This window comes from Shouchella tritolerans, assembly GCF_025770735.1.
Taxonomy (GTDB): domain Bacteria; phylum Bacillota; class Bacilli; order Bacillales; family Bacillaceae_D; genus Shouchella; species Shouchella tritolerans.
This window is the reverse complement of sequence record NZ_JAODPB010000008.1, coordinates 73,058-94,776: the sequence shown is the minus strand read 5'-3', so window position 1 is coordinate 94,776 and position 21,719 is coordinate 73,058. Positions and strand designations below refer to the sequence as shown.

Annotated in this window: 16 protein-coding genes; 3 read left to right on the top strand and 13 right to left on the bottom strand. The window is 46.0% G+C overall.

What is annotated here, in order from left to right; all coding sequences use genetic code 11:
- Positions 1-163: 163 nt before the first annotated feature.
- A complete protein-coding gene (gene mreBH / locus N6H06_RS20060; RefSeq protein ID WP_213029571.1) occupies positions 164-1,171 on the top strand; it encodes a rod-share determining protein MreBH in 1,008 nt (335 codons plus the stop codon).
- Between the two features lie 134 nt (positions 1,172-1,305).
- On the opposite strand, the gene N6H06_RS20055 is transcribed toward mreBH, so the two are convergent.
- The 9 genes from N6H06_RS20055 to treP form a co-directional block, all read right to left on the bottom strand.
- Positions 1,306-3,198, bottom strand: a complete 1,893-nt coding sequence (locus N6H06_RS20055) for a PTS fructose transporter subunit IIABC (RefSeq protein WP_263707812.1) — start codon at positions 3,196-3,198, stop codon at positions 1,306-1,308.
- 8 nt (positions 3,199-3,206) lie between these two features.
- Entirely contained in the window at positions 3,207-4,127 is a 921-nt protein-coding gene (pfkB, locus tag N6H06_RS20050) for a 1-phosphofructokinase (protein ID WP_213029358.1), read from the bottom strand.
- Positions 4,124-4,888 carry a DeoR/GlpR family DNA-binding transcription regulator gene (locus N6H06_RS20045; protein WP_062750402.1) on the bottom strand — a complete coding sequence of 255 codons (765 nt, stop codon included), beginning with the start codon at positions 4,886-4,888 and terminating at the stop codon, positions 4,124-4,126. Before N6H06_RS20045 ends, pfkB begins: the two co-directional genes overlap by 4 nt.
- A gap of 155 nt (positions 4,889-5,043) precedes the next feature.
- The gene (locus N6H06_RS20040) at positions 5,044-6,927 is read right to left on the bottom strand and encodes an ABC-F family ATP-binding cassette domain-containing protein (protein WP_263707811.1); all 1,884 of its coding nucleotides are present in this window, start codon (positions 6,925-6,927) and stop codon (positions 5,044-5,046) included.
- 26 nt (positions 6,928-6,953) lie between these two features.
- A complete protein-coding gene (locus N6H06_RS20035) occupies positions 6,954-8,030 on the bottom strand; it encodes a nitric oxide synthase oxygenase (RefSeq protein ID WP_062750041.1) in 1,077 nt (358 codons plus the stop codon).
- Positions 8,031-8,082: 52 nt separating this feature from the next.
- Entirely contained in the window at positions 8,083-8,568 is a 486-nt protein-coding gene (locus N6H06_RS20030; protein ID WP_213029361.1) for a glutathione peroxidase, read from the bottom strand.
- 135 nt (positions 8,569-8,703) lie between these two features.
- Entirely contained in the window at positions 8,704-9,417 is a 714-nt protein-coding gene (treR, locus tag N6H06_RS20025) for a trehalose operon repressor (protein WP_213029362.1), read from the bottom strand.
- Positions 9,418-9,426: 9 nt separating this feature from the next.
- Positions 9,427-11,097, bottom strand: a complete 1,671-nt coding sequence (gene treC, locus N6H06_RS20020; protein WP_213029363.1) for an alpha,alpha-phosphotrehalase — start codon at positions 11,095-11,097, stop codon at positions 9,427-9,429.
- Positions 11,098-11,199: 102 nt separating this feature from the next.
- A complete protein-coding gene (gene treP, locus N6H06_RS20015; protein ID WP_062750045.1) occupies positions 11,200-12,633 on the bottom strand; it encodes a PTS system trehalose-specific EIIBC component in 1,434 nt (477 codons plus the stop codon).
- A gap of 285 nt (positions 12,634-12,918) precedes the next feature.
- Between treP and N6H06_RS20010 the strand changes: the two genes are divergently transcribed.
- Together N6H06_RS20010 and N6H06_RS20005 are read left to right on the top strand one after the other, a co-directional pair.
- Positions 12,919-14,529, top strand: a complete 1,611-nt coding sequence (locus N6H06_RS20010) for a gamma-glutamyltransferase family protein (RefSeq protein ID WP_062750046.1) — start codon at positions 12,919-12,921, stop codon at positions 14,527-14,529.
- A gap of 183 nt (positions 14,530-14,712) precedes the next feature.
- Positions 14,713-16,245 (top strand): glycoside hydrolase family 10 protein, encoded by a 1,533-nt coding sequence (locus tag N6H06_RS20005; protein ID WP_404830368.1) that lies wholly within the window; start codon positions 14,713-14,715, stop codon positions 16,243-16,245.
- A 40-nt stretch (positions 16,246-16,285) separates the two neighbouring features.
- On the opposite strand, the gene N6H06_RS20000 is transcribed toward N6H06_RS20005, so the two are convergent.
- The 4 genes from N6H06_RS20000 to N6H06_RS19985 all read right to left on the bottom strand — a co-directional run bounded on the left by N6H06_RS20000 (position 16,286) and on the right by N6H06_RS19985 (position 21,455).
- Complete coding sequence (locus tag N6H06_RS20000) at positions 16,286-17,620, bottom strand: polysaccharide biosynthesis protein (protein WP_263707810.1); 1,335 nt, start codon at positions 17,618-17,620, stop codon at positions 16,286-16,288.
- Positions 17,621-17,735: 115 nt separating this feature from the next.
- On the bottom strand, positions 17,736-19,124 hold the full coding sequence (locus N6H06_RS19995; RefSeq protein ID WP_062750049.1) for an alanine/glycine:cation symporter family protein: 1,389 nt from the start codon (positions 19,122-19,124) through the stop codon (positions 17,736-17,738).
- A 126-nt stretch (positions 19,125-19,250) separates the two neighbouring features.
- Positions 19,251-19,793: a glycerol-3-phosphate responsive antiterminator gene (locus tag N6H06_RS19990; protein ID WP_062750050.1), complete on the bottom strand. Its 543-nt coding sequence runs from the start codon at positions 19,791-19,793 to the stop codon at positions 19,251-19,253.
- A 3-nt stretch (positions 19,794-19,796) separates the two neighbouring features.
- Positions 19,797-21,455, bottom strand: coding sequence for a glycerol-3-phosphate dehydrogenase/oxidase (locus N6H06_RS19985; protein WP_062750051.1), 1,659 nt, complete (start codon positions 21,453-21,455; stop codon positions 19,797-19,799).
- Positions 21,456-21,719 lie beyond the last annotated feature (264 nt).

Here is a 21,719-nt window from a genome sequence, read left to right as displayed (position 1 = left end):
TTTCCAGGCGCCTCTTTACATTTGTGTAACAAAATAGGTGATTCGTCTCATCTTTCGACATCAATCCACAACAATTTTCCAACCTTTTCCCCTTTCTCGCAAACCGTGTCCTTGATAAACTAAACGTTAGCATAGGAAATCTGGAAGAAACGTGGTGGAAATTATGTGGTCATCTTCACAAATCGGAATTGATTTAGGGACTGCCAATATTCTTGTTTACTCAAAAGAAAAAGGAATCATTTTAAATGAACCGTCTGTTGTCGCACTAAATACGGAAACACGCGATGTTCTTGCTATTGGGATAGAAGCAAAAAACATGGTCGGCAAAACGCCGGCCCATATCGTTGCTATGCGTCCTCTCCGTGACGGTGTGATTGCCGATTTTGACGTTACAGCAAGCCTTTTAAAAGAGATTATGCGTAAGGCGAGCAAAAATATGGGCATGGCTGTCCGCAAGCCAACGGTTGTTGTTTGTGCGCCGACAGGCTCAACGTCTGTTGAACGAAGAGCCATTCTTGACGCAGTGCGCAGCTGCGGCGCTAAACAAGTCCATATTATTGAAGAACCAGTAGCAGCGGCGATCGGTGCAGACTTGCCTGTAGAAGAGCCAACAGCCAATGTGGTAGTAGACATCGGCGGCGGTACAACGGAAGTCGCTATCATTTCGTACGGTGGCGTAGTCTCTTCAAATTCTGTCCGGGTCGGCGGAGATAAGTTTGATGACGCGATTATTTCATACGTGCGCAAGCAATACAATGTTCTCATTGGCGAACGGACAGCCGAGCAAATTAAAATCGACATTGGCTTTGCGCCAATTGACCACGAAACGCGAACAATGGAAGTACGGGGCCGGGACCTTGTCAATGGTTTGCCGAAAACGATTGAATTAAACTCAGAAGAAGTTCAAGGCGCTTTAAGCGAGCTGTTATGGCAATTGCTTGAAGCGTTACGGACCACATTGGAAGATTGCCCGCCGGAACTGTCAGGCGATATTGTCGACCGAGGCGTTCTGTTGACAGGCGGTGGCGCCATGTTAAATGGCTTGCAAGATTGGATTGCCAATCAAATTGTTGTTCCTGTCCACGTTGCACCAAATCCACTTGAATCTGTCGCTATCGGCACAGGGCGTTCCCTCGCTTTTATTGACAAACTACAAAAAGCGACTTTGTAAAAGCACGATTTAGCCAAAGCTCAGGCTTCCTAAGGCCTGGGCTTCTTTTTTATTACTTGCTCCTATAGGACAAATACCGGCTTCCTTTGTCGGTAAAAAAGCCTGTTTTGACTACGGTCAAAACAGGCTTTTCGTTAATTGTTTTCAAGCGGCCTTTTAATGAGTCCATAGATGATTCCAGTCACAATCGCACCAATCGCGATAGCCAACGCATACAGGCCGATGTAAGACCATCTGCTCTCATTGACTAGGAACATTGTAAAAATGCCTCCATGTGGCGCAGGGAGCTGTATATGGAACAACCCGGTTAAACCGCCAGCCACAGCGGCGCCGACAACGCTTGCCGAGATAACGCGAATGGGATCTGCTGCCGCAAATGGAATCGCCCCTTCTGTAATGAAAGAAGCACCAAGGACATAGTTTGTCCGCCCTGACTCTCGTTGTTGCTTCGTAAATTTATGCTTCCAAAATGTTGTGGCGATGGCAATCCCTAGTGGCGGCACCATTCCTGCAGCCATGACCGCTGCCTGCGGCCCAAGGTTGCCAGCATCAATCATCGCAATCCCAAACGTATAGGCTGCTTTATTAATCGGGCCGCCCATGTCAATCGCCATCATGATTCCAAGAACAGCGCCTAGAATGACCATATTGCCTGTGCCGAGGTCGCCTAACCAATTTTGCATTCCTGTGTTCACCCAAGCAAGGGGTGCAATTAAGTAGTACATAATCGTGCCTGTAAACAAAATATTTAGCACAGGCGTAAATAAGATCGTTTTTAACCCTTCAAGAGACTGAGGAATGCCAGACAGCAATTTGCGTACAAACAAAGCTAAGTAGCCTGCTAAAAATCCAGCGAGCAAGCCTCCTAAAAATCCAGAATCGCCATTCACGGCCATAAACCCGCCAATTAAGCCAGGGGCAAATCCTGGCCGGTCGGCTATGCTCATTGCAATAAACGCAGCAAGAACGGGGATAAAGAGTGCAAATGCATTATCGCCACCAATCGCCATTAACAATTCGCGAATCGGGTTATCTTCGCCAAATGCCGTTTCAAATACAAAGCTTAAGGCAATCAATATTCCGCCGCCAATGACAAATGGGAGCATATTGGAAACGCCATTCATTAAATGCTTATAGATAGCAGCGCCGCCTGATTTCTTCTCTTCGTTTCGCTCGTTTTCGCCTTTGCCGCCACTCCCTTGGTAAACAGGTTCTTTTCCTGAAAGGGAACGATCAATTAACTCTGCTGGCTTGCGTACGCCATCTGCTACTGGAGCAATAACAACGCGTTTGCCGCTAAAACGGTCCATTTCTACCTTCGTATCAGCGGCAACAATGATGCCGTCAGCTTCGTCAATTTCCGCTGCTGTTAAACGGTTTTTCACGCCTCCAGACCCGTTTGTCTCTACCTTTACTTTATAGCCGCGGTCAGTCGCTTCTTTCTTGATCGCATCGGCAGCCATAAATGTATGGGCAATCCCAGTTGGACAGCCAGTCACGGCGAGAATGAATTTGCCAGAATCTTCGGAAGCGCTTTCGGTTTGTTCCTCCGGCTCCGCTTCTTTGTCTTCCAGTGCTTGCTTTTCATCAATCAATGCCAGAATGTCATCCAATGAAGCTGCGTTGAGCAAGCCTTTTCGAAAATCGTCGTCCATTAAATAAGTCGACAGCTTTGCTAACGTTGCTAAATGTTCATTGTTTGCTCCTTCAGAGGCAGCAATCATGAAAAACAGATGGCTTGGCTGTCCGTCCAATGCCTCGTAATCAATCCCTGCTTTCGAGCGGCCAAACGCAATCGCTGGCGTTTTGACAGCTGCCGTTTTAGCATGTGGAATCGCAATGCCGTCGCCGAGGCCAGTCGTACTTTGCGCTTCTCTTGCCAAAATCGCTTTTTTGTACGCTTCCGCATCGTTTAAGCGCCCTGCTTCCCCAAGCTTGGCGATTAATTCATCAATAACGGCTTCTTTCGTCGTTGACGCCAAGTCGAGAATCATTGTTTCTTTCTTGAGCAAATCAGAAATTTTCATTCCTTTGTTTACCCCTCTCTGTAAATAGTGACCGCTACCTCGTCCATCAGCGCTTCGATTGTCGTGCGTTCAGCAAAGCCTGTTGAAAAGGCTGTAGCGCTTCCTGAAGCAACAGCAAAACGGAAAGCCTCGGGAAGAGACATCCCTTCCGCCGTGGCGCCGATAAACCCTGCTACAACGGAATCACCTGCGCCGACGGAGTTTTTGACAGTGCCTTTTGGCGTCGTCGCCAACAAAATCGATTGTTCTGTAGCAAGCAACGCACCATCCCCAGCAAATGTGACGAATACATGGCCAATTCCTTTTGCCACAAGCGCCTCGGCATGGGGAACAGCCGCTTCGAGAGAATCGATCGCTTCGCCTGCAAACTCAGCCAATTCATGTTGGTTAGGCTTAATGAAATCTGGCTGTGCAGCAACTGCTTCCTCTAACGGTTTTCCACTTGTATCAATAAAGACAGAAACGCCACGGTCTTTAAGCAACTTGCTCCATTTCGCGTATACATTTGTCTCAAGGCTTGGAGGGACGCTGCCCGCGAAAACGACCACATCGTTTGCTTTCAGTTGTGTCAACTGCTCTTCAAGTGCTGCTACATCGCTTGCTGCAATCGCCGGAGAAACGCCATTGACTTCTGTTTCCACATCGGCTTTTAACTTAATGTTGATACGGGTGTCGCCGCTTATTTCAATAAAAGACGTACGGACACCGTCCGCCTCTACATTGGCTTTAATGTATTCGCCTGTAAAACCGCCAATAAAGCCAAGCGCTGTGCTCGGATGGCCGATCCGCTTTAGCACACGGGAGACATTAATGCCTTTGCCGCCGGGTGCTTTGTGGTCATGGGCTGCCCGGTTTACACTTCCCGTATTCATTGAATCGAGCGCGACAAAGTAATCCATTGCCGGATTTAACGTCACTGTGTAAATCATTGTTCTACCACCTTGATTGTCGTCTTAGCTGCAAGTTGCGAAAACAGCTCTGGATGTTCTTCACGTGTATAAGAGCTTGTGATGATGGCGGCACGCTCAACATCGGCTATTTTTGAAAACGAAACGTCGCCAAATTTCGTATGGTCTGCTAACACATATGTTTGCCGCCCTCGTTTTAGCGCTTGTACCTTTATATAGGCTTCTTCAAGATCAGGAGTTGTATACCCATCACTAGGAGTAATGCCATTCGTGCCAAGATACACGAGGTCAAAGCGAAAGGCATCGATCGCCTCCACAGCGTTTCGGCCAACAAAAGCGTGTGTCCCTTTTTTCGCATATCCGCCAAGCACATGTGTTTCAATTTCAGCATCGAGTAAACTAGCAATATTCGTTAATCCATTCGTCACAACCACAATCTGTTTGCCTTTCAAAAATGGGATCATTTCATAAGTGGTCGTTCCTGCATCTAAAAACAGGCAGTCTCCATCTTGTACAAGTTCAGCAGCCTGCTTGGCAATTTTTATTTTTTCTTGACGGTTTTTGAGCGTTTTTTGCGCGATTGTTGGCTCATCTCGCATTTTTCTCAATGACGTAGCACCACCATGAATGCGCTTTAATTTATTTCTCTGCTCAAGCTCCGTCAAGTCTCGTCGTATCGTAGACTCAGAAGCGCCAGTTTCTACAATTAAATCTTGAATTTTCACCACTTCGTTCTTTGCGAGAAGGGCGAGGATTTTTTCTTGCCTTTCCAATGTAAGCATTTCGCACACCTCAGCTCTCTTTGCTTAGTATACAACCAAAAACATTCAAATTCAATCATTTTCATCCAAAAGTAAGCGTTTTGTTGCCCCGTGCAGGCGGCAAGCAAAAAACACAGCAATCCTGAAGATCCTGTGTTTTTGCTCGTTCGTATGATCTATTTCGACTGTAATGCTTCTATTTTCTCAGCCAGTTCCGTCCAGCGGTTAAGAGCAGCCTCCAACTCACTGTCCAGCATCTCTTTTTCTTTTAGCAGATCAGCAATTCGCCCATAATCACTGCCTGCGTCGGCAATAGCCTGCTCAAGAATCTGCTGCTTTTCTTCAAGCGCTGCTATATGTCCGTCAATTTGCTCCCATTCGCGCTGCTCATTATATGACAACTTTTTTTGTTCTTTTTTCGGCTGTGGAGTTGGCGATTGTTCGTGCTGAGGCTGTTTATCGGTGATGTCGTTTCTGCCTGTTATATAATCACTGTAATCGCCGTCATAGCGCAACAGGCGATTGCCTTCAAAAATCAGCATTCGGTCAACGACACGGTCAAGAAAATAGCGATCATGGCTAACAACAACAACCGCGCCAGGGAATGTGTCTAAATAGTCTTCTAGTACAGCAAGCGTTTCGACATCTAGGTCATTTGTTGGTTCGTCGAGAAACAGCACGTTCGGTTCGCCCATTAGCACGCGCAGCAAATACAAACGTCTCTTTTCACCGCCTGACAAACGGCGAATATAGGTCCATTGTTGCGACCGTGGAAACAGAAAGCGTTCAAGCATTTGCTCGGCATAAATAGCATCCCCTTTTGTGGTGTAAACCACTTCAGCAACTTCCTTAATGTAATCAACAACGCGCAAATCGCCGTCAAGCTCTGCATCTTCTTGGCGGTAATAGCCAATCCGCACTGTTTCGCCAACATCAACCGTCCCACTGTCTGGAGCGGTTCTTCCGGCCATCATATTCAGCAACGTTGTTTTTCCGCTGCCATTTTCGCCAATAATGCCAAGCCGTTCATTTTTCCCCATTAAGAAAGACAAGTCGGAAAAAAGCATCTTTCCTTGGTACGATTTGCTAACTTGGCGAAGCTCAATTACTTGTTTGCCAAGACGCTTATGGCCAATCGGCATATCCAGCTGTCTGTTATCACTTGGGCCAGTTTGGGCATTTAATGCTTCTACCCGTTGAATACGCGCCTTTTGCTTCGTCGTTCTCGCCTTTGCTCCCCGCTTTAGCCAGGCAAGCTCCCGCCTGAGCAAATTTTTGCGCTTATCCTCCGCTTGCTCTGCTTGCGCCTTGCGTTCCGCTTTTTCTTCTAAATAGGTCTCAAAGTTGCCAATGTAACGGTATAACGCCCCTTCTGATAACTCAAAAATGGTATTGGCGACACGGTTTAAAAAGTAGCGGTCGTGAGTGATCACGATCAATGCACCAGGATATTGTTTTAAGTGTTCTTCCAACCATTCAACGGTTGCGTGGTCTAAATGGTTTGTCGGTTCGTCAAGTAACAGCAAATCAGCTGGCTGAATGAGTGCCCGTGCAAGGGCAACACGCTTTTTCTGTCCACCTGACAACGTGCCAAGCTTCGCCGAAAGTGCCCCAACCCCAAGTTTGCTAAGAATGGTTTTCGCCTGTGTGGCTGCTTCCCAAGCGTCAACGCGGTCCATTTCCTCTTGCCATTTCAAAAGCTCAGCTTGGCGCTTGTTGTCATGAGGGTGGGCCTCTAAGTCTTGGAGCGCCTTTTCATAGCTCGCTACCGTTTGCATCAATGTCGATTTGCTGTTGTAGATATAGCGAATGGCTGTTTCGTTTTCTGGCATGTCGAGCTGTTGCGGCAAGTATTCTAGCGTAAAATCATTGGCATGAAACAAAGCACCAGCATCAAACCCTTCGATTCCGGCGAGTCCTTTCAACAACGTCGATTTGCCAGTACCATTGACGCCAAGCAAGCCAATTCTGTCGCCTTTTCCTAAACTAAAGTGAATCGATTCAAAACAAGTCTTGTCGCCAAAAGACTTTGTCAACCCTTCTGCTCGAAGTAAACTCATGTGCATCTTCCTTTAATGTTCTTCTATTATGCTTTTCCACAATAGGGTGGTCTTTCGTGGAAGTAATTCGGCGAAACGATGCGGTTATCAAACGATTGGTGAAAAATGTCCGTCTGTGCTGGGGACATCGGCGGGATTAGCCACGTCCAGTCGCCTGTCACGTCACGCCCTGCTTTTGTTTCATTTTCAATAAAACGTTGAAACTGTTTTGCTGCTGTATGATGATCGACAATGCTTATGCCTTGCTCTTGATACGAATAGAGAACAGCACGGTTTAATTCGACAAGCGCTTTGTCGCGCCATAGCGATGCTTCCCGCTCCGTGCTGATTCCGAGCACGGCGGCCACTTCTGGCAAGCGGTTATAGCGAAAATCATCAGCTAAATTGCGGGCGCCGATTTCCGTGCCCATATACCAACCGTTAAACGGGGCTGTATAATAAGAAATACCGCCGATTTCAAGACGCATATTTGATATAAACGGGACTGCGTACCATTTAAGGTTCAATCTAGCAAATTCTTTGTTATCAGGATGGACAAGCGCCACTTCTTTAATAAGATGCTCTGGGATAGGGAATAGTTGAGGACAACGTGTCCCCACCGATATGACAAGGGGAAGCACATCAAAATCGCTACCTGCGCCAACCCAGCCGAGCTGCTTGCAAATGTCCGTTAATTCAAGGGAAGCAGGATCGCCAATTACACGGCCATCTCTGCGATAGCCTGCATAACGAACGAGTTGTGCGTTCCAAATACGGATCGAAGCCCCTTGTTTAAACACCGTAATGGTCGGAATGACTTTTCCACCGTTTGTTGCATATTCCATATGCCTAAAAAGCGCTTGTGCGACCGCTTCTTCTGTATGTGCTTCCCGTTCATCAATAACGGTAAGCCGTTCCCAAAACAGGCGGCCAATGCAACGATTGCTGTTACGCCAAGCGAGCCTCGCTCCAAAGGCAAGCTCCTCAGCCGTATGCTCGTATGTGCCGTTCGTACGGATCGCTTCGCAAACAGCGCGAATGCGCGCTTCTTTGCCGTCTAAGCGACGCTCCTCGTAAAAAAGGGAAAGAAACTGAACAGCCTCATCTTCCAAACGATTTGCCATACTGCCATCCTCCTAAAAAAACTGTGCAGCGTCCTATGCTGCACAGCCTTTTCTATGCATCGGCCTTCAGTTCTTCGATGATATCTGCTTCAATCGTTTCCGGTTTTGTAGCAGGCGCATAACGCTTAATGACTTCGCCTTTACGGTTCACGAGAAATTTGGTGAAGTTCCATTTAATTTCTTCGCTCAACATTCCCTTTTTGGCCGCTTTCAGATAGTTGAACAATGGGTTGGCATGTTTGCCTTTCACATCTGTTTTCGCAAACAGAGGGAATGTAACGCCAAAATTGATTTTACACACCTGTTCCATGTCTTCATCAGCAACCGGCTCCTGGTTCAAAAATTGGTTGCTAGGAAATCCGAGCACATAAAAGCCTTTTTCCTTATAGTTATTGTACAGTTTTTCAAGCCCTGCAAACTGTGAAGCAAAGCCGCATTTAGTGGCGGTGTTGACAATGAGCAATACATTGCCTTTGTAAGCTGATAATGAAACCTCTTGGCCATCACTCGCCTTAACCGAATAATCGTAAACAGACAAATGTATTCTCTCCTTTATTTTCTAGTATACTGTTGTTTTGCGGCAATGGAAACCCATTTGTTTCACTAGTCGAAGGACAACTGTCTGCTACATCGACCCCTTATCAACACTGCTTAAGACGTCCCAGCCCTCCTTTTAAGGGTTGCGTCTGGCAAAATCAACAAATCGGAAGCGGTCAGCACGGTGGCGCGACTCTGTGTATTGGAAAGGCACGGCATTGTCAAAATACGTATAGCTTCTAACAACGACTACGCGGCCACTCTCATCGAGGTCAAGCATGGCCTGGTCTTCCTCCGTCGCTGCTTCAACGACAATTTCTTTTTTGGCAAAGCTGATGGCAAGGCCTAGTTGCTTCTCAATGTAGGCATAAATGCTGCCCGCACAAATGTCTTTCGTTAATCCAGGGACTAAGCTTGCAACAAATGTGTCCTTATCCAATATAATCCGTTCCCCATCAATTAAGCGGATTCGCTCCACTTGCCAAACTTGCTCTCCTGTTTCAATTTCCAACTTCTTTGCCATGGTTTCATCTGCTTTAGCAGCTGTAAAGGAGACAACATCTGTCTTAGCTTGCAAACCAAGCTTTTCATTTAGTTCTTGGAAGCTTGCAACGCCTGAAACCGGGAAATCGAGGCGTGCGACATCAAGCACAACAGAACCTCTGCCTTGTATCTTTTGAATATACCCGTGTTCTGATAACATTTTCAGTGCTTTGCGAATCGTTTCCCTCGATGCTTGGAACATCTCTGTCAGTTCATTTTCAGAAGGCAACGTCTCGCCAGAAGCATAAACACCGCTATTGATTGCTTGTGTGAGCGCTTGATAAATCGATTGAAACTTGTTTTTCACGTGCTTCTCTTACTCCTTCAACTGGAATGCCACCGTTTCATAAGGCTTGAGCGAAAAAGTTTTTTCCAGTTTTCGTTTTTGGTTGTAGTTGCCTATTAACTGTGTCGCTTTTAATGATACCAGATCTTCTGGGCATTCAAAATCGCAATTTACAGGGTAAAAATTTGAAACGACAAGGAGTTTTTCCGTGCCATCCGTGCGCACGTATGCAAATACATGGTCATCTTCAGGCACAAGCAAGCGGTAATCACCTGTTGTCACAATTGGCAGCTTTTTGCGCAGCGCAATGAGCTTTTGATAAAAATAAAAAATCGAATTCGGGTCGCTGAGCGCTTTTTCGGCATTGATTTCCTTGTAATTGCTGCTCACCTTCATCCATGGCGTTCCCGTTGTAAAACCAGCTTGCTCGCTTGAATCCCATTGGACCGGTGTACGGGAGTTGTCCCGGGATTTCTGTTTAAGGATCGCGAGAATGTGTTCTTCAGGCACGCCCTCTCCTTTTAAGCGATCGTACACATTCAATGACTCTACGTCGCGGTAATCATCGATGCTTGTAAAATTCGGGTTTGTCATGCCGAACTCTTCGCCCTGATACACATAGGGCGTCCCTTGCATGAAATGGATTGTCGCAGCCAACATCTTCGCTGATTGGTTATGGTATTCGTGCTCATCGCCATAACGGCTAACAACCCTTGGCTGGTCGTGGTTGCACCAAAACAACGCATTCCATCCCCCGCCTTCATGCATGCGGACTTGCCATTCCGATAAAATCCGTTTTAGCGCTTTAAAATCAAAATCAGCGACAGCCCATTTTTCTCCATTCGGATAATCCACTTTTAAATGGTGGAAATTAAACGTCATTGACAGTTCACGCTGCTTTGGATTGGAATAGCGAATGCAGTCTTCAATCGTCGTTGAAGACATTTCGCCAACGGTTAAGCTATCATACTTGGCTAATACTTCTCGGTTCATTTCCTGCAAATATTCATGGACACGGGGGCCGTCTGTATAAAATTTGCGGCCGTCACCTGGCGCTACTGACCCATCATCATCAGGGAAGCGTTGGTCTTTTGATATTAAGTTAATGACGTCAAGACGGAAGCCATCAATGCCTTTATTAAACCAAAAATGCATCATCTCGTAGACATGCTTGCGCAGTTGTTCGTTTTCCCAGTTTAAGTCTGCTTGCGTGACGTCAAACAAATGCAAGTAGTAATCATCTGTCGCTTCATTGTATTCCCACGCAGAACCGCCAAACTTCGATTGCCAATTTGTTGGTGCGCCTCCGTCTTTGCCTTCTTTCCAAATATAAAAATCACGGTACTTCGCCTGTTTGCTTAGCTTCGCATTTTTAAACCACTGATGTTCAGTCGACGTATGGTTGACAACCAAGTCCATAATTAGCTTCATTCCCCGTTTATGGGTTTCACTTAGGAGTTTTTCAAAATCAGCCATCGTCCCATAGTCTTCATGAATCGCATAATAATCGGAAATGTCATAGCCATTGTCATTTTGCGGTGAAGCATAAATAGGCGTTAACCAAATCACGTCGATGCCTAGTTCTTTTAAATAGTCTAGCTTTTCAATGATCCCTTGCAAATCGCCAATGCCATTTCCCGTCGTATCATTAAAGCTTTTAGGGTAAATTTGATAAACCGTACTTGTTCTCCACCATTCCATTTGTGTTTATCCACCTTTCTCTGTCTCTATTTACCACCAGTTTAGCACACTTGTATATACAAGTTCAAAAAAGGAACTGCTAAGCAGTTCCTTGAGATTGTCTTAATTGTCTTCTTGCAAACTTTTTGGATGACGGAGTCTGCCGTATAGCAACGTAATGAGGAATGGCAGTACAATCACGATCGCCATGCCGATAAAGAATGGGATCCAGTCTGTTGGACGGATCGATACAAAGCCAGGCACGCCTCCTACGCCAATCGAATTGGCGATGACGTTTTGCATTGTAATAAACATACCGGCGATTCCAGCACTGACAATTGCCGCATAAAACGGGAAGCGGAAGCGCAAGTTGACACCGAAAAGCGCTGGTTCTGTAATGCCGAGCCAAGCTGATAAACCTGATGTCCCTGCTAGCCCTTTTAAATTGGCGTTTTTGACGACAAAATACATCGCAAACGCAGCTGAACCTTGGGCAATATTAGACAGCGCCAAAATTGGCCACAAGAACGTGCCGTTGCCTGAACCAACGAGTTGCAAATCGACAGCAAGGAATGTATGGTGCATCCCCGTAATAACGAGGGGGCCATAAATAATACCGTATAAGAAACCAGCAATCCAAGGCAGTGTCGCAAACAGCCAAATAAAACCGTCAGCAATCCAATTACCGATTGCAAATGTAAGCGGGCCTACAGCAATAAATGTAATGAAACTTGTTATAAGCAATGCTAACGGAGCGACCGTCAGTAAATGGAAAGCGTCTGGTATCCGTTTGCGCAAGAATAGTTCCAACTTCGCTAAAATGATCGATGCCACAAACACAGGAAGCACTTGCCCTTGATAGCCTAGTTTATTGATTTCAAGACCGAATAAATTCCAAGTCGGGATTTCCCCCGCCTCACGGGCAGCACCATAATCCCATGCATTTAACAAAGCAGGATGGACTAGGATTAGCCCCATCACAATCCCAAGCAATGGGTTGCCGCCAAAACGTTTGACTGCAGACCAACCAATCAATGCCGGCAAAAATGTGAACGCAGTATTAGCGATAACGTGGATAATGTCGGCAAAATCGGCCCACTGTGGGTGGACGTCAATAATCGACGCCCCTGTGTAAAAGATATCATTCCCCGTTAAAATGTTGTTAATGCCCATTAACAAACCGGCTGTGACAATCGCCGGCAAAATGGGGATAAAGACATCCGCCAGCACTTTAATTGCCCGTTGCAAAGGGCTTCCTTTTTTGGCTGCTTCCGCTTTTACCTCATCTTTGCTTTGCTCCTCGCGCCCTGTGAGAGCCATCAATTCCTTATATACTTTATCTACAACGCCATTGCCAAGAATGATCTGGAATTGGCCGCTCGCAGTAAATGTTCCTTTCACTGCGTCAATGGCCTCTACGCTGCTTGTGTCCACTTCGTTTTCATCTTTCAACACTAGCCGAAGCCGTGTTACGCAGTGCGTTGCCGAAGAAATATTTTCCTCGCCACCAATAGCGGTGAGAATTTGTTCTGCCGTTTCACGGTAGTTAATAGCCATCTGTTGCTCCTCCTCTGTCAGCGTTTTCAAAACGCCCATTTTCCATGTATCCTCAGGATTTGTATATACAAATATGGATGATAACGCTTTAATGATAACCTGTATATACAAATTCGTCAATGGGTTCAACTTGGTCTTTGGCTAATTCCATTTTCTATTTTGAGCAAAAGTGGTTTATTTTACTTCTAAAAGGGTTAAAAAACAGCGCCTATTCGGTTTAGCCTCAATATACATAGATTCCTATTCCATGGTACAATCGACTTTATGATAAGGAGGGACTATGAAATGAATTATGATCCACATTTGCATCCGTATCCATCAACTCGAATGCCTGTTTATGCAAAAAATGGAATGGTGGCGACATCGCAGCCTTTGGCAGCACAAGCAGGACTAGAGATTTTGAAACAAGGAGGAAATGCGATTGATGCGGCGATTGCGACTGCTGCCTGTTTAACCGTTGTCGAGCCTTGTTCGAATGGGATCGGCGGAGATGCGTTTGCGATTGTATGGACAGAGGGCAAACTCCATGGCTTAAATGGAAGCGGTCCTGCCCCTGCCTCTATTAGCATCGACAAAGTGAAACAAAAAGGGTTTGAGGAAATCCCTAAATACGGCATGATACCTGTAACTGTGCCTGGCGCTCCTGCAAGCTGGGCAGCGTTGTCTGAACGTTTCGGCAAGTTGCCTTTGCTTGATGTGTTACAGCCCGCCATTCGCCATGCTGAAGAAGGGTTTGCCCTCTCCCCTACTGTTGCAAGACAATGGAAAGCAAGCTATGACAAATTTAAAGCGGAGAATAAATCGGAAGAATTCCAAGCTTGGTTCGAAACATTTGTTCCAAACGGCCACTTGCCAAAAGCAGGAGAGATTTGGAAATCGCCACACCATGCCGATACATTGAGAAGCATTGGCGAAACCAAAGGGGCTTCCTTCTACAAAGGGGACCTCGCTGCAAAAACGGCTGCTTTTTTCGAGAAACATGGCGGCTTCTTATCGAAAACCGATTTGGAAAATTTCCAGCCAGAGTGGGTGGAGCCAATACATGTTAACTACCGTGGCTATGATGTGTGGGAAATTCCGCCGAATGGCCAAGGACTCGTAGCTCTTATGGCACTGAATATGCTTAACCAAGTTGATATTGGTGATAAAGAAGCGGTAGACACGTACCATATGCAAATTGAAGCAATCAAACTGGCGTTTAGCGATGGCCAAAAATATATTACAGATACAAACAATATGAGTGAAAAAATCGAAGACTTATTGAGCGATACATACGCTAAAGAACGGCTTCGCCTCATCTCAGATGAAGCAATGCTGCCAACTGCCGGGAAGCCTAAAGCTAGCGGCACGGTCTACTTAAGTACAGCCGATGCTGATGGAAACATGGTCTCATTTATCCAATCCAATTATATGGGCTTTGGGTCAGGGCTAGTTGTGCCTGGAACAGGGATTGCGATGCAAAACCGGGGGCATAATTTTTCGATGGATCCAAACCATGACAATTGCTTGGCCCCTAATAAACGGACCTATCATACGATTATCCCTGGCTTCCTCACAAAAGATGGGAAACCAATTGGCCCATTCGGGGTGATGGGTGGCTTTATGCAGCCACAAGGACATGTTCAAGTCATCATGAATACAATTGACTTTCAACTGCACCCACAAGCAGCACTTGATTCGCCACGTTGGCAGTGGGTCGAAGGCAAGCACATTGTATTAGAGCCGACATTCCCTCGCCATATTGCTGAAGCGTTGGCTCGTAAAGGCCATACCATTACAATTGCTAATGACACGATGCCGTTCGGACGTGGCCAAATCATTTGGAAAGATGAAGAAAAAGGCACCTACGTAGGAGGAAGCGAGTCAAGAACAGACGGGGCGGTTGCGCCTTGGTAAAGCCTTGACAAAACAGCTAGCCAGCTGACAAACGCAAATGTTGTCAGCTGGCTTTATCTAATTCTGGCCCATTTTCTTTGCTCGTCTTTTGTTGTCTCCCCATTATCCCAATACCAAGAAGCTAGTCATTGCTCTACACTTGAAAGTAAGCAGGTTGCTGCAAAAAAATGGGGAGGCGATCATATGAAACAATTGGGAATGGGCTTCTGCTTCACACTCGGGCTGCTTGCCTTTGGGACAGAGGACACATTTGCACAGGAAGAAATCTCGCCGAAACGGGAAATGCGTGCAGTTTGGATCGCCAGCGTCAACAACATTGATTGGCCGTCGCGTGCTGGCTTATCGGCTGAGCAGCAGCAAGCAGAGTTTGTATCTATGCTGGATGAAACAAAAGAAATGGGGATGAATGCAGTCGTTGTCCAAGTAAAACCGACGGCAGACAGTTTTTATCCATCAGAGTACGGGCCGTGGTCTGAATATTTGACAGGCCAACAAGGCCAAGACCCCGGTTACGATCCCCTCGCCTTTATGGTTGAAGAAGCCCATAAACGCAACTTAGAATTCCACGCATGGGTGAACCCGTACCGGATCACAATGAACCATACAGACATCAACCGTTTAGCCGACGGCCACCCTGCCAAAGAACATCCAGATTGGGTCGTCGCCTATGGAAACCAACTTTATTTTGATCCAGGCTTGCCGGAAGTGCGACAATTTCTTGTAGACGCTGTCAGTGAAATCGTCCAGCATTACGACATCGACGCGATTCATATGGATGATTACTTTTACCCTTACCCGATCGCCGGCCAAGACTTCCCAGATGATGACTCCTATGCGGAACATGGTAGCGGCTTTACAGACAGGGGAGATTGGCGTCGCAACAATGTCAATACGCTTGTTGCCTCCCTCCAGCAGGCAATCAAAGACGAAAAACCTTATGTAAAATTTGGCATTAGCCCATTCGGAGTCTGGCGCAACAGCAGCACCGACCCAACTGGTTCCAATACACGGGCCGGCGTCGAAAACTATGATGATCTATACGCCGACACTCGCCATTGGATCCAAAACCGCTCAATCGACTATATTACTCCACAAATTTATTGGAATATAGGTTTTGAAGCGGCAGCATTTGACATCCTTACAGACTGGTGGATTTCAGAAACAGCTGGCTCCCATACTCATTTTTACGTCGGGCAAGCTGCATACAAAGTCGGTGTTAATGATGTACCGGCATGGCATAATCCTGAAGAATACCCGCGGCAAATTGCTTACATGCGCGAACGCCCAGATGTAAAAGGCAGCATCCACTTTAGCTTAAAAGACTTGCGGGCTAACCGCCTCGGCGTTAAAGACCGGCTTTCGGAAACAGAATATCAGCGTCCGGCACTGATTCCAGAAATGCCATGGCTGGCTGGGACTGTACCGAAAAAACCGACAAACGTCGATGTGGTGAAACAAAAGAATGGCACTGTGCTCACCATCTCAGACCCTAAAAATGAGCATGCGGCTTATTACGCCATTTACCGATTTGACGGCCAAAAAGCCGGTTCTTTGGAAAGCAATGAAAACTTGATCGCCACTGTCCGCAAAGATGGACAGGAAACAACGTATACGGATCAAGAAGCAGCGGCAAATAAAACGTACACATACGTCGTTACTGCGTTGGACCGCCTTCATAATGAAAGCAAAAACGGCAAGAAAGCTAAGCAAAATTAGAGGTTGCTTCCCCCTTTGCTTTCAAAAAGGGGGGAGTGTCTTATTTAAATATCCAGCTTTCTCCTGGACGCATCAGCGCGTTTAAATTCAGCTTTTTGCAAATGGTTACGTAATGCAACAACGTAAGGAGCACAGCCCCCATATTCATTCCTAATATGATGCCGTCCATTTTCAAGGTCGGCATCGAGCCAAGGGCAATCATGAGGCAAAACGAAACAGTTGTCGCGTATAACGAATGCAAGAACGCGTCTTTGACTAAGCCAATGCCAATTAAATAGGCTTGCAGCGGCGTTGAAAAATAATGGAATAAGAAATAAGGGATCAATACTTGCAAATAGCCTGCTGCTGGCGAAGGCCCAAAAAAAGCGGTTGTAATCGGTTCTGCAAAGAAAAAGAAGGCGAGCACGACAGGTGCACCATAAACAACTGTTACGAGCAACGACAACCGCAAATAATGATGGAGCACGTCGTAATCGCGTTTTGCATAGGCATCAGACACGATTGGAATAAGTACAACTAGCAAGGCGTGGGCAATAAAAGCCGGAAAAAAGCCGATTGTAAAGGCAATGCCAGACAATTTGCCATACTGGACCATTGCCACGCTTTCGATCATTCCCGCATTGGACAATGCTTTCGTAATCAAAAAAGGTTTAATCGCAAATGTGGCGGAGTGAAAAATACGCAAACCCGTTGTCGGCAATGACACTTGCAACAGTTTTTGATAAACCTCTTTTTTGGGGCCTTTTTTCTGGACATGTTCTTTTTTGGTCTCTCGTATTTTGCCTATAAATACAATGACCAAATAAATTAACACAAACAACTCGCTTAATTTCAATGCCAACAACGCCATAAAAATAGCGATGTTGCTATCGAAGGAAAACAATTTAAACACAATGAGCAAACCAGCCAACTGAGTCGAGCGCTTTAATAAATTGGCAACGGCAATTTTCCCTGTTTCCTGGGCGCCCATCAAATAGCCTCTTGCCACTGACGAAAACGTAATGATTGGCACGAGCAGCACCAACATCCATTTGACGCCTGCATGATAAGAATGGAGCACACTTAAATGGGGCAATACAACCAAGGCACCAATCATGACGGCAAGGGCACAAACCAGTGCAAGCTGCAGCGCTTTGCCGAGTACATGCCAATGGTAAACGGGTTCTTTCTCTGCAATTAGCTTAGAAACCGAAACGGGCAATTCAATGCTTGCAAGGACGACAACAAATAGCATTGTTGGCAAAATCGCCATGTACAAACCGAACGCTTCATCGCCGAGCTCTCTTGCCAATACAACGTTGATCATAAATTCCAAACATTCCCCTACAAACGCCGCAGCGCTCAGCACGAGAACCCCTCGAAAAAACGTATTCACCGCTCATCTCTCCTTTTTCTCTCTATACAGGCTATGAGACAAGTTTTTAAAATATGGGTATGTTTTTGAAAGCACGAAAAAGGGCTTCCCTTAATGAGAGGCAGCCCTGTTTTGCTTATTTATCATCCCATGTGCTAGCGTTTTTCAGACCGGGAATGTTTTTGCTTTTAAAAACGGGATTTTTGCCTTGTTGACGTTGGCTCTGGTAATCGGAAATAACAGCAAACGAAATCCCGCTGATTAGCAAAATCGCGATTAAATTTACAACTGTCGTAAAGGCCATAAACACATCGGCCAAAGACCAAACGAGTTCGATTGCAGCAAGGGAACCGAAAACGACCATGCCGACGACTAGCAAGCGGTAGACTTGCAGCCAAATGGTGCCCTCTTTCATGAATGCTAAATTGGTTTCGCCGTAATAGTAGTTGCCGACAATCGAAGTGAACGAAAAAAAGAAAATGGCAATCGCAATAAACGGCACAGCCCAACCGCCAACAAGCTCACTCAAGGACGCTTGTGTTAAGGCAACGCCGTCTACTCCTTCTCCAGCGGTTTGGTAAATATTCGTAAGCAAAATAACAAAAGCAGTCGCAGAACAAATGATAACCGTATCAAAAAACACACCCAAAGATTGCACGAGCCCTTGCTTGACAGGATGAGACACGTCTGCTGTCGCTGCGGCATTAGGGACACTTCCCATTCCAGCTTCATTGGAAAACAATCCCCGTTGCGCCCCGACAAGGAGCCCAGCAAAAATGCCGACTGTCGCTTCTTTCAAACCAAAAGCAGAACCGATAATAAGAGCAAATAAATGAGGGATTTGTTGGTAATTGCTGACAACGACAAAAAAGACGACACCAATATAAGCAACTGCCATAATCGGTACGACAATTCCAGAAAAGATGGAAATCGAACGAATGCCACCAAAGATAATAACCCCTACTGCAAGCGCAATGACAATGCCAACAGTTAGCCGGTTTAATCCAAATGCTTCATCCATAGCAACGGTAATCGTATTTGCTTGCAGCGAATTAAAAATAAACCCAAATGTGACAGCAATTAATAAGGCAAATACGACGCCAAGCCAGCGTTTGCCAAGCGCCTTTTCAATATAATAAGCAGGGCCGCCACGGAACTGGCCGTTGCGCCTTTCTTTATACACTTGGGCGAGCATGCTCTCTATAAAGCCGGTAGCCATGCCGATGATCGCAATCACCCACATCCAAAAAATAGCGCCAGGACCTCCTTGTGTAATCGCAATCGCCACACCTGACATGTTTGCTGCGCCTACTCGCGAAGCGGCGCTAATACAAAACGCTTGAAAAGCAGAGACTTCTCCCTTCTTCTTTTTCTCGGTGACCGCTCGAAACATTTCAGGAAACATTCGGATTTGCACAAAGTTTGACCGGAACGTTAAGTACAGGCCAACTGTAATTAAAGAGAATACGAGAAAATAGGAAGTAATCCCATTGATGCTATTTATGATTTGTTGAACGACTTCCATAAAAGCTCCACCTTTGCTTCTCCCAAAAATATGGTTTTTTTCTTAAGCATCATATCACATTTTTTGCTATTTAAAAGAAAACGCCCTATTTAGACTTTTTTCGACTCGTCCAAAAGGGCATTTTCTTCAAAGCCATAATTCTTGATTGGAAGCAGTCACTGCCTGAGCTCCCGCTTTAATCGCTTGCTTTGCATCTTCCATCGTCTCAATTAAGCCGCCAGCAATGACCGGGATCCCCGTTTTCCTATGGACACGGCCAATGTAGTCAGGCAAAATGCCAGGCAGAAGTTCGATCACATCAGGCTTTACTGTTTCAGCAAGATGATAGCTCGTTTCAAGAGCCAGCGTGTCGAGCAAAAAGACACGTTGAATCGCAAGAATGTCATTCTTTTTTGCAATCCGAAGCATATCGCCCCGTGTTGATATTAATCCAGCTGGACGAATCACTTGGCAAAGAAATTCAGCAGCAGCCTTATCGCTTTTTAAGCCTTGGATTAAATCAGCATGGAGAATCGGTTTTTTATTTCCCTCGCGTGCGCTTTTTTTCACTGACGCTAGTTTAGACAAGTGCAAATCCAAGACAACAAAATATTCATGGCTGCTATTCATAATGGCCTCGAAATCTTTCATTGTCTTAATTGCTGGTAAAATCGTTTGGCCACCAAACATCGCTTAGCCTATATCCTCAAGCGTGTGTATTCGCCATTGTTCTGCCAACTCACCCTCGTAAATGGCCCGCTGTTTGTCACTCCATTTTAAAACAGAAGCCATTGCCTCAACAATCTTGTCTTTGTATGCATTGGCTTTGTCAATATCAAAGAGCATGTAGGAAGAGCGACGCACTAAGAAATCGACAGGCGTTAGCGCCATTTCGTAAGCCATCGCGTAACGGAGCGACGCCCATACCGCTTTTGGAAGCCCATATTTTTCTGCTTCCCCATCATTTAGAAACGCAAACACGTGCGTGACATTTGAGCCGTAACGTTTGACGAGTTCAGCTGCTTCCGCCTCTTCTAAGCCAAGGATTTTTCCAGCTTCAATATGGGCGGCATTAAACATGTCGAGCTGGTCGGAACCGCCCACTTCCCCGCCTGATAAAACAAGGTTTTTTGTCTGGCACGGTTTATAGACAGCGCCTGTTTCTTGTTCAAGCTCTTTTGCGACGAGCGATACAATATTGTCGGCCATTTTTCGGTAACCAGTCAATTTGCCGCCTGCTATTGTCATAAGCCCGCTCTCCGAGTGAAAAATTTCGTCTTTGCGTGAAATATCGGAAGGGCTCTTGCCTTCTTCATGAATGAGGGGCCGCAACCCTGACCAACTCGACTCAATATCGGCATTTGTTAGCTGATATCCTGGGAATAGGGCATTTGTTGCCTTCATAATATAGTCGACATCTTCTTTCGTCACACCAGGTTCCCGCTTATCGCCTTCATAATTTGTATCCGTTGTGCCTACATAAACTTTTTCACCGCGAGGGATCGCAAACATCATGCGGCCATCGCCAAAAGGCGTGTCAAAATAGAGCGCTTGGTTTAAAGGCAATCGTTCTTTGGATAACACTAAGTGGACACCTTTCGTTAAGTGGATCGTTTTTCCTGTCTTTGATCGGTCTTGCTCACGCAAATGGTCAACCCATGGCCCCGTTGCATTGACGACTTTTTTTGCCTGGATGGTTACAGCTTCGCCCGTCAGCAAATCACGGGCAATGACACCAGTGATTTTTCCCTGGTCATAAACAAAGCCTTCTGCTTTTACATAGTTGGCCAATTTCGCGCCTTTTTCAGCTGCGGTTTTGGCAATTTCGATCGTTAAGCGTGCGTCGTCCGTGCGGTATTCGACATACATACCGGCGCCACGAAGGCCGTCTTTTGCCAAAATCGGCTCTTTTTTTAACGCGTCTTTCGCTTTCATCATCGTGCGCCGCTCTGCTTTCTTGACGCCGGCAAGTCGATCGTAGACAGCAAGCCCAATTGACGTTGTGAACGAATTAAACGTACCACCTTTGTAAAACGGCAACATCATTCGTACTGGCTCTGTAACATGGGGCGCATTTTCATAAACGATCGCCCGCTCAGTCCCAACTTCAGCAACCAGTTTTACTTCAAATTGCTTTAAATAACGAAGGCCGCCATGGATCAACTTTGTCGACCGGCTCGACGTTCCCGCCGCAAAATCTTGCATTTCAATCAAGCCGACATCGATTCCTCGTGTTGCTGCGTCCAAAGCGGCACCCACGCCAGTAATGCCACCACCAATAATTAACAGATCCAACTGTTTGTCTTCCATGCTTGCGATTGCTTTTTCTCTTGTCTTTGCTGAAAACGCCATCTCGATTCCTCCAATATTTGAACGGAAAAAGGGACCACAACAAACAAAACAGGCTTTTTTGCGCCTATTGAATGCTGTGATCCCTCAAATCCTCAGATCCGTTCATTAACTTACATTCATTATAGCGCACTTAAGCCGCTACGTAAACTTTTAGCTGTTTTCCACTCAGTGTTCCCTACTAACGCGTCTTTGAAACCATAGAAAAAAGCAAACGCACAGGCCCCCGAAGGAAAAAACACCTGTGCGTTTTTGCTAAATGGAAAA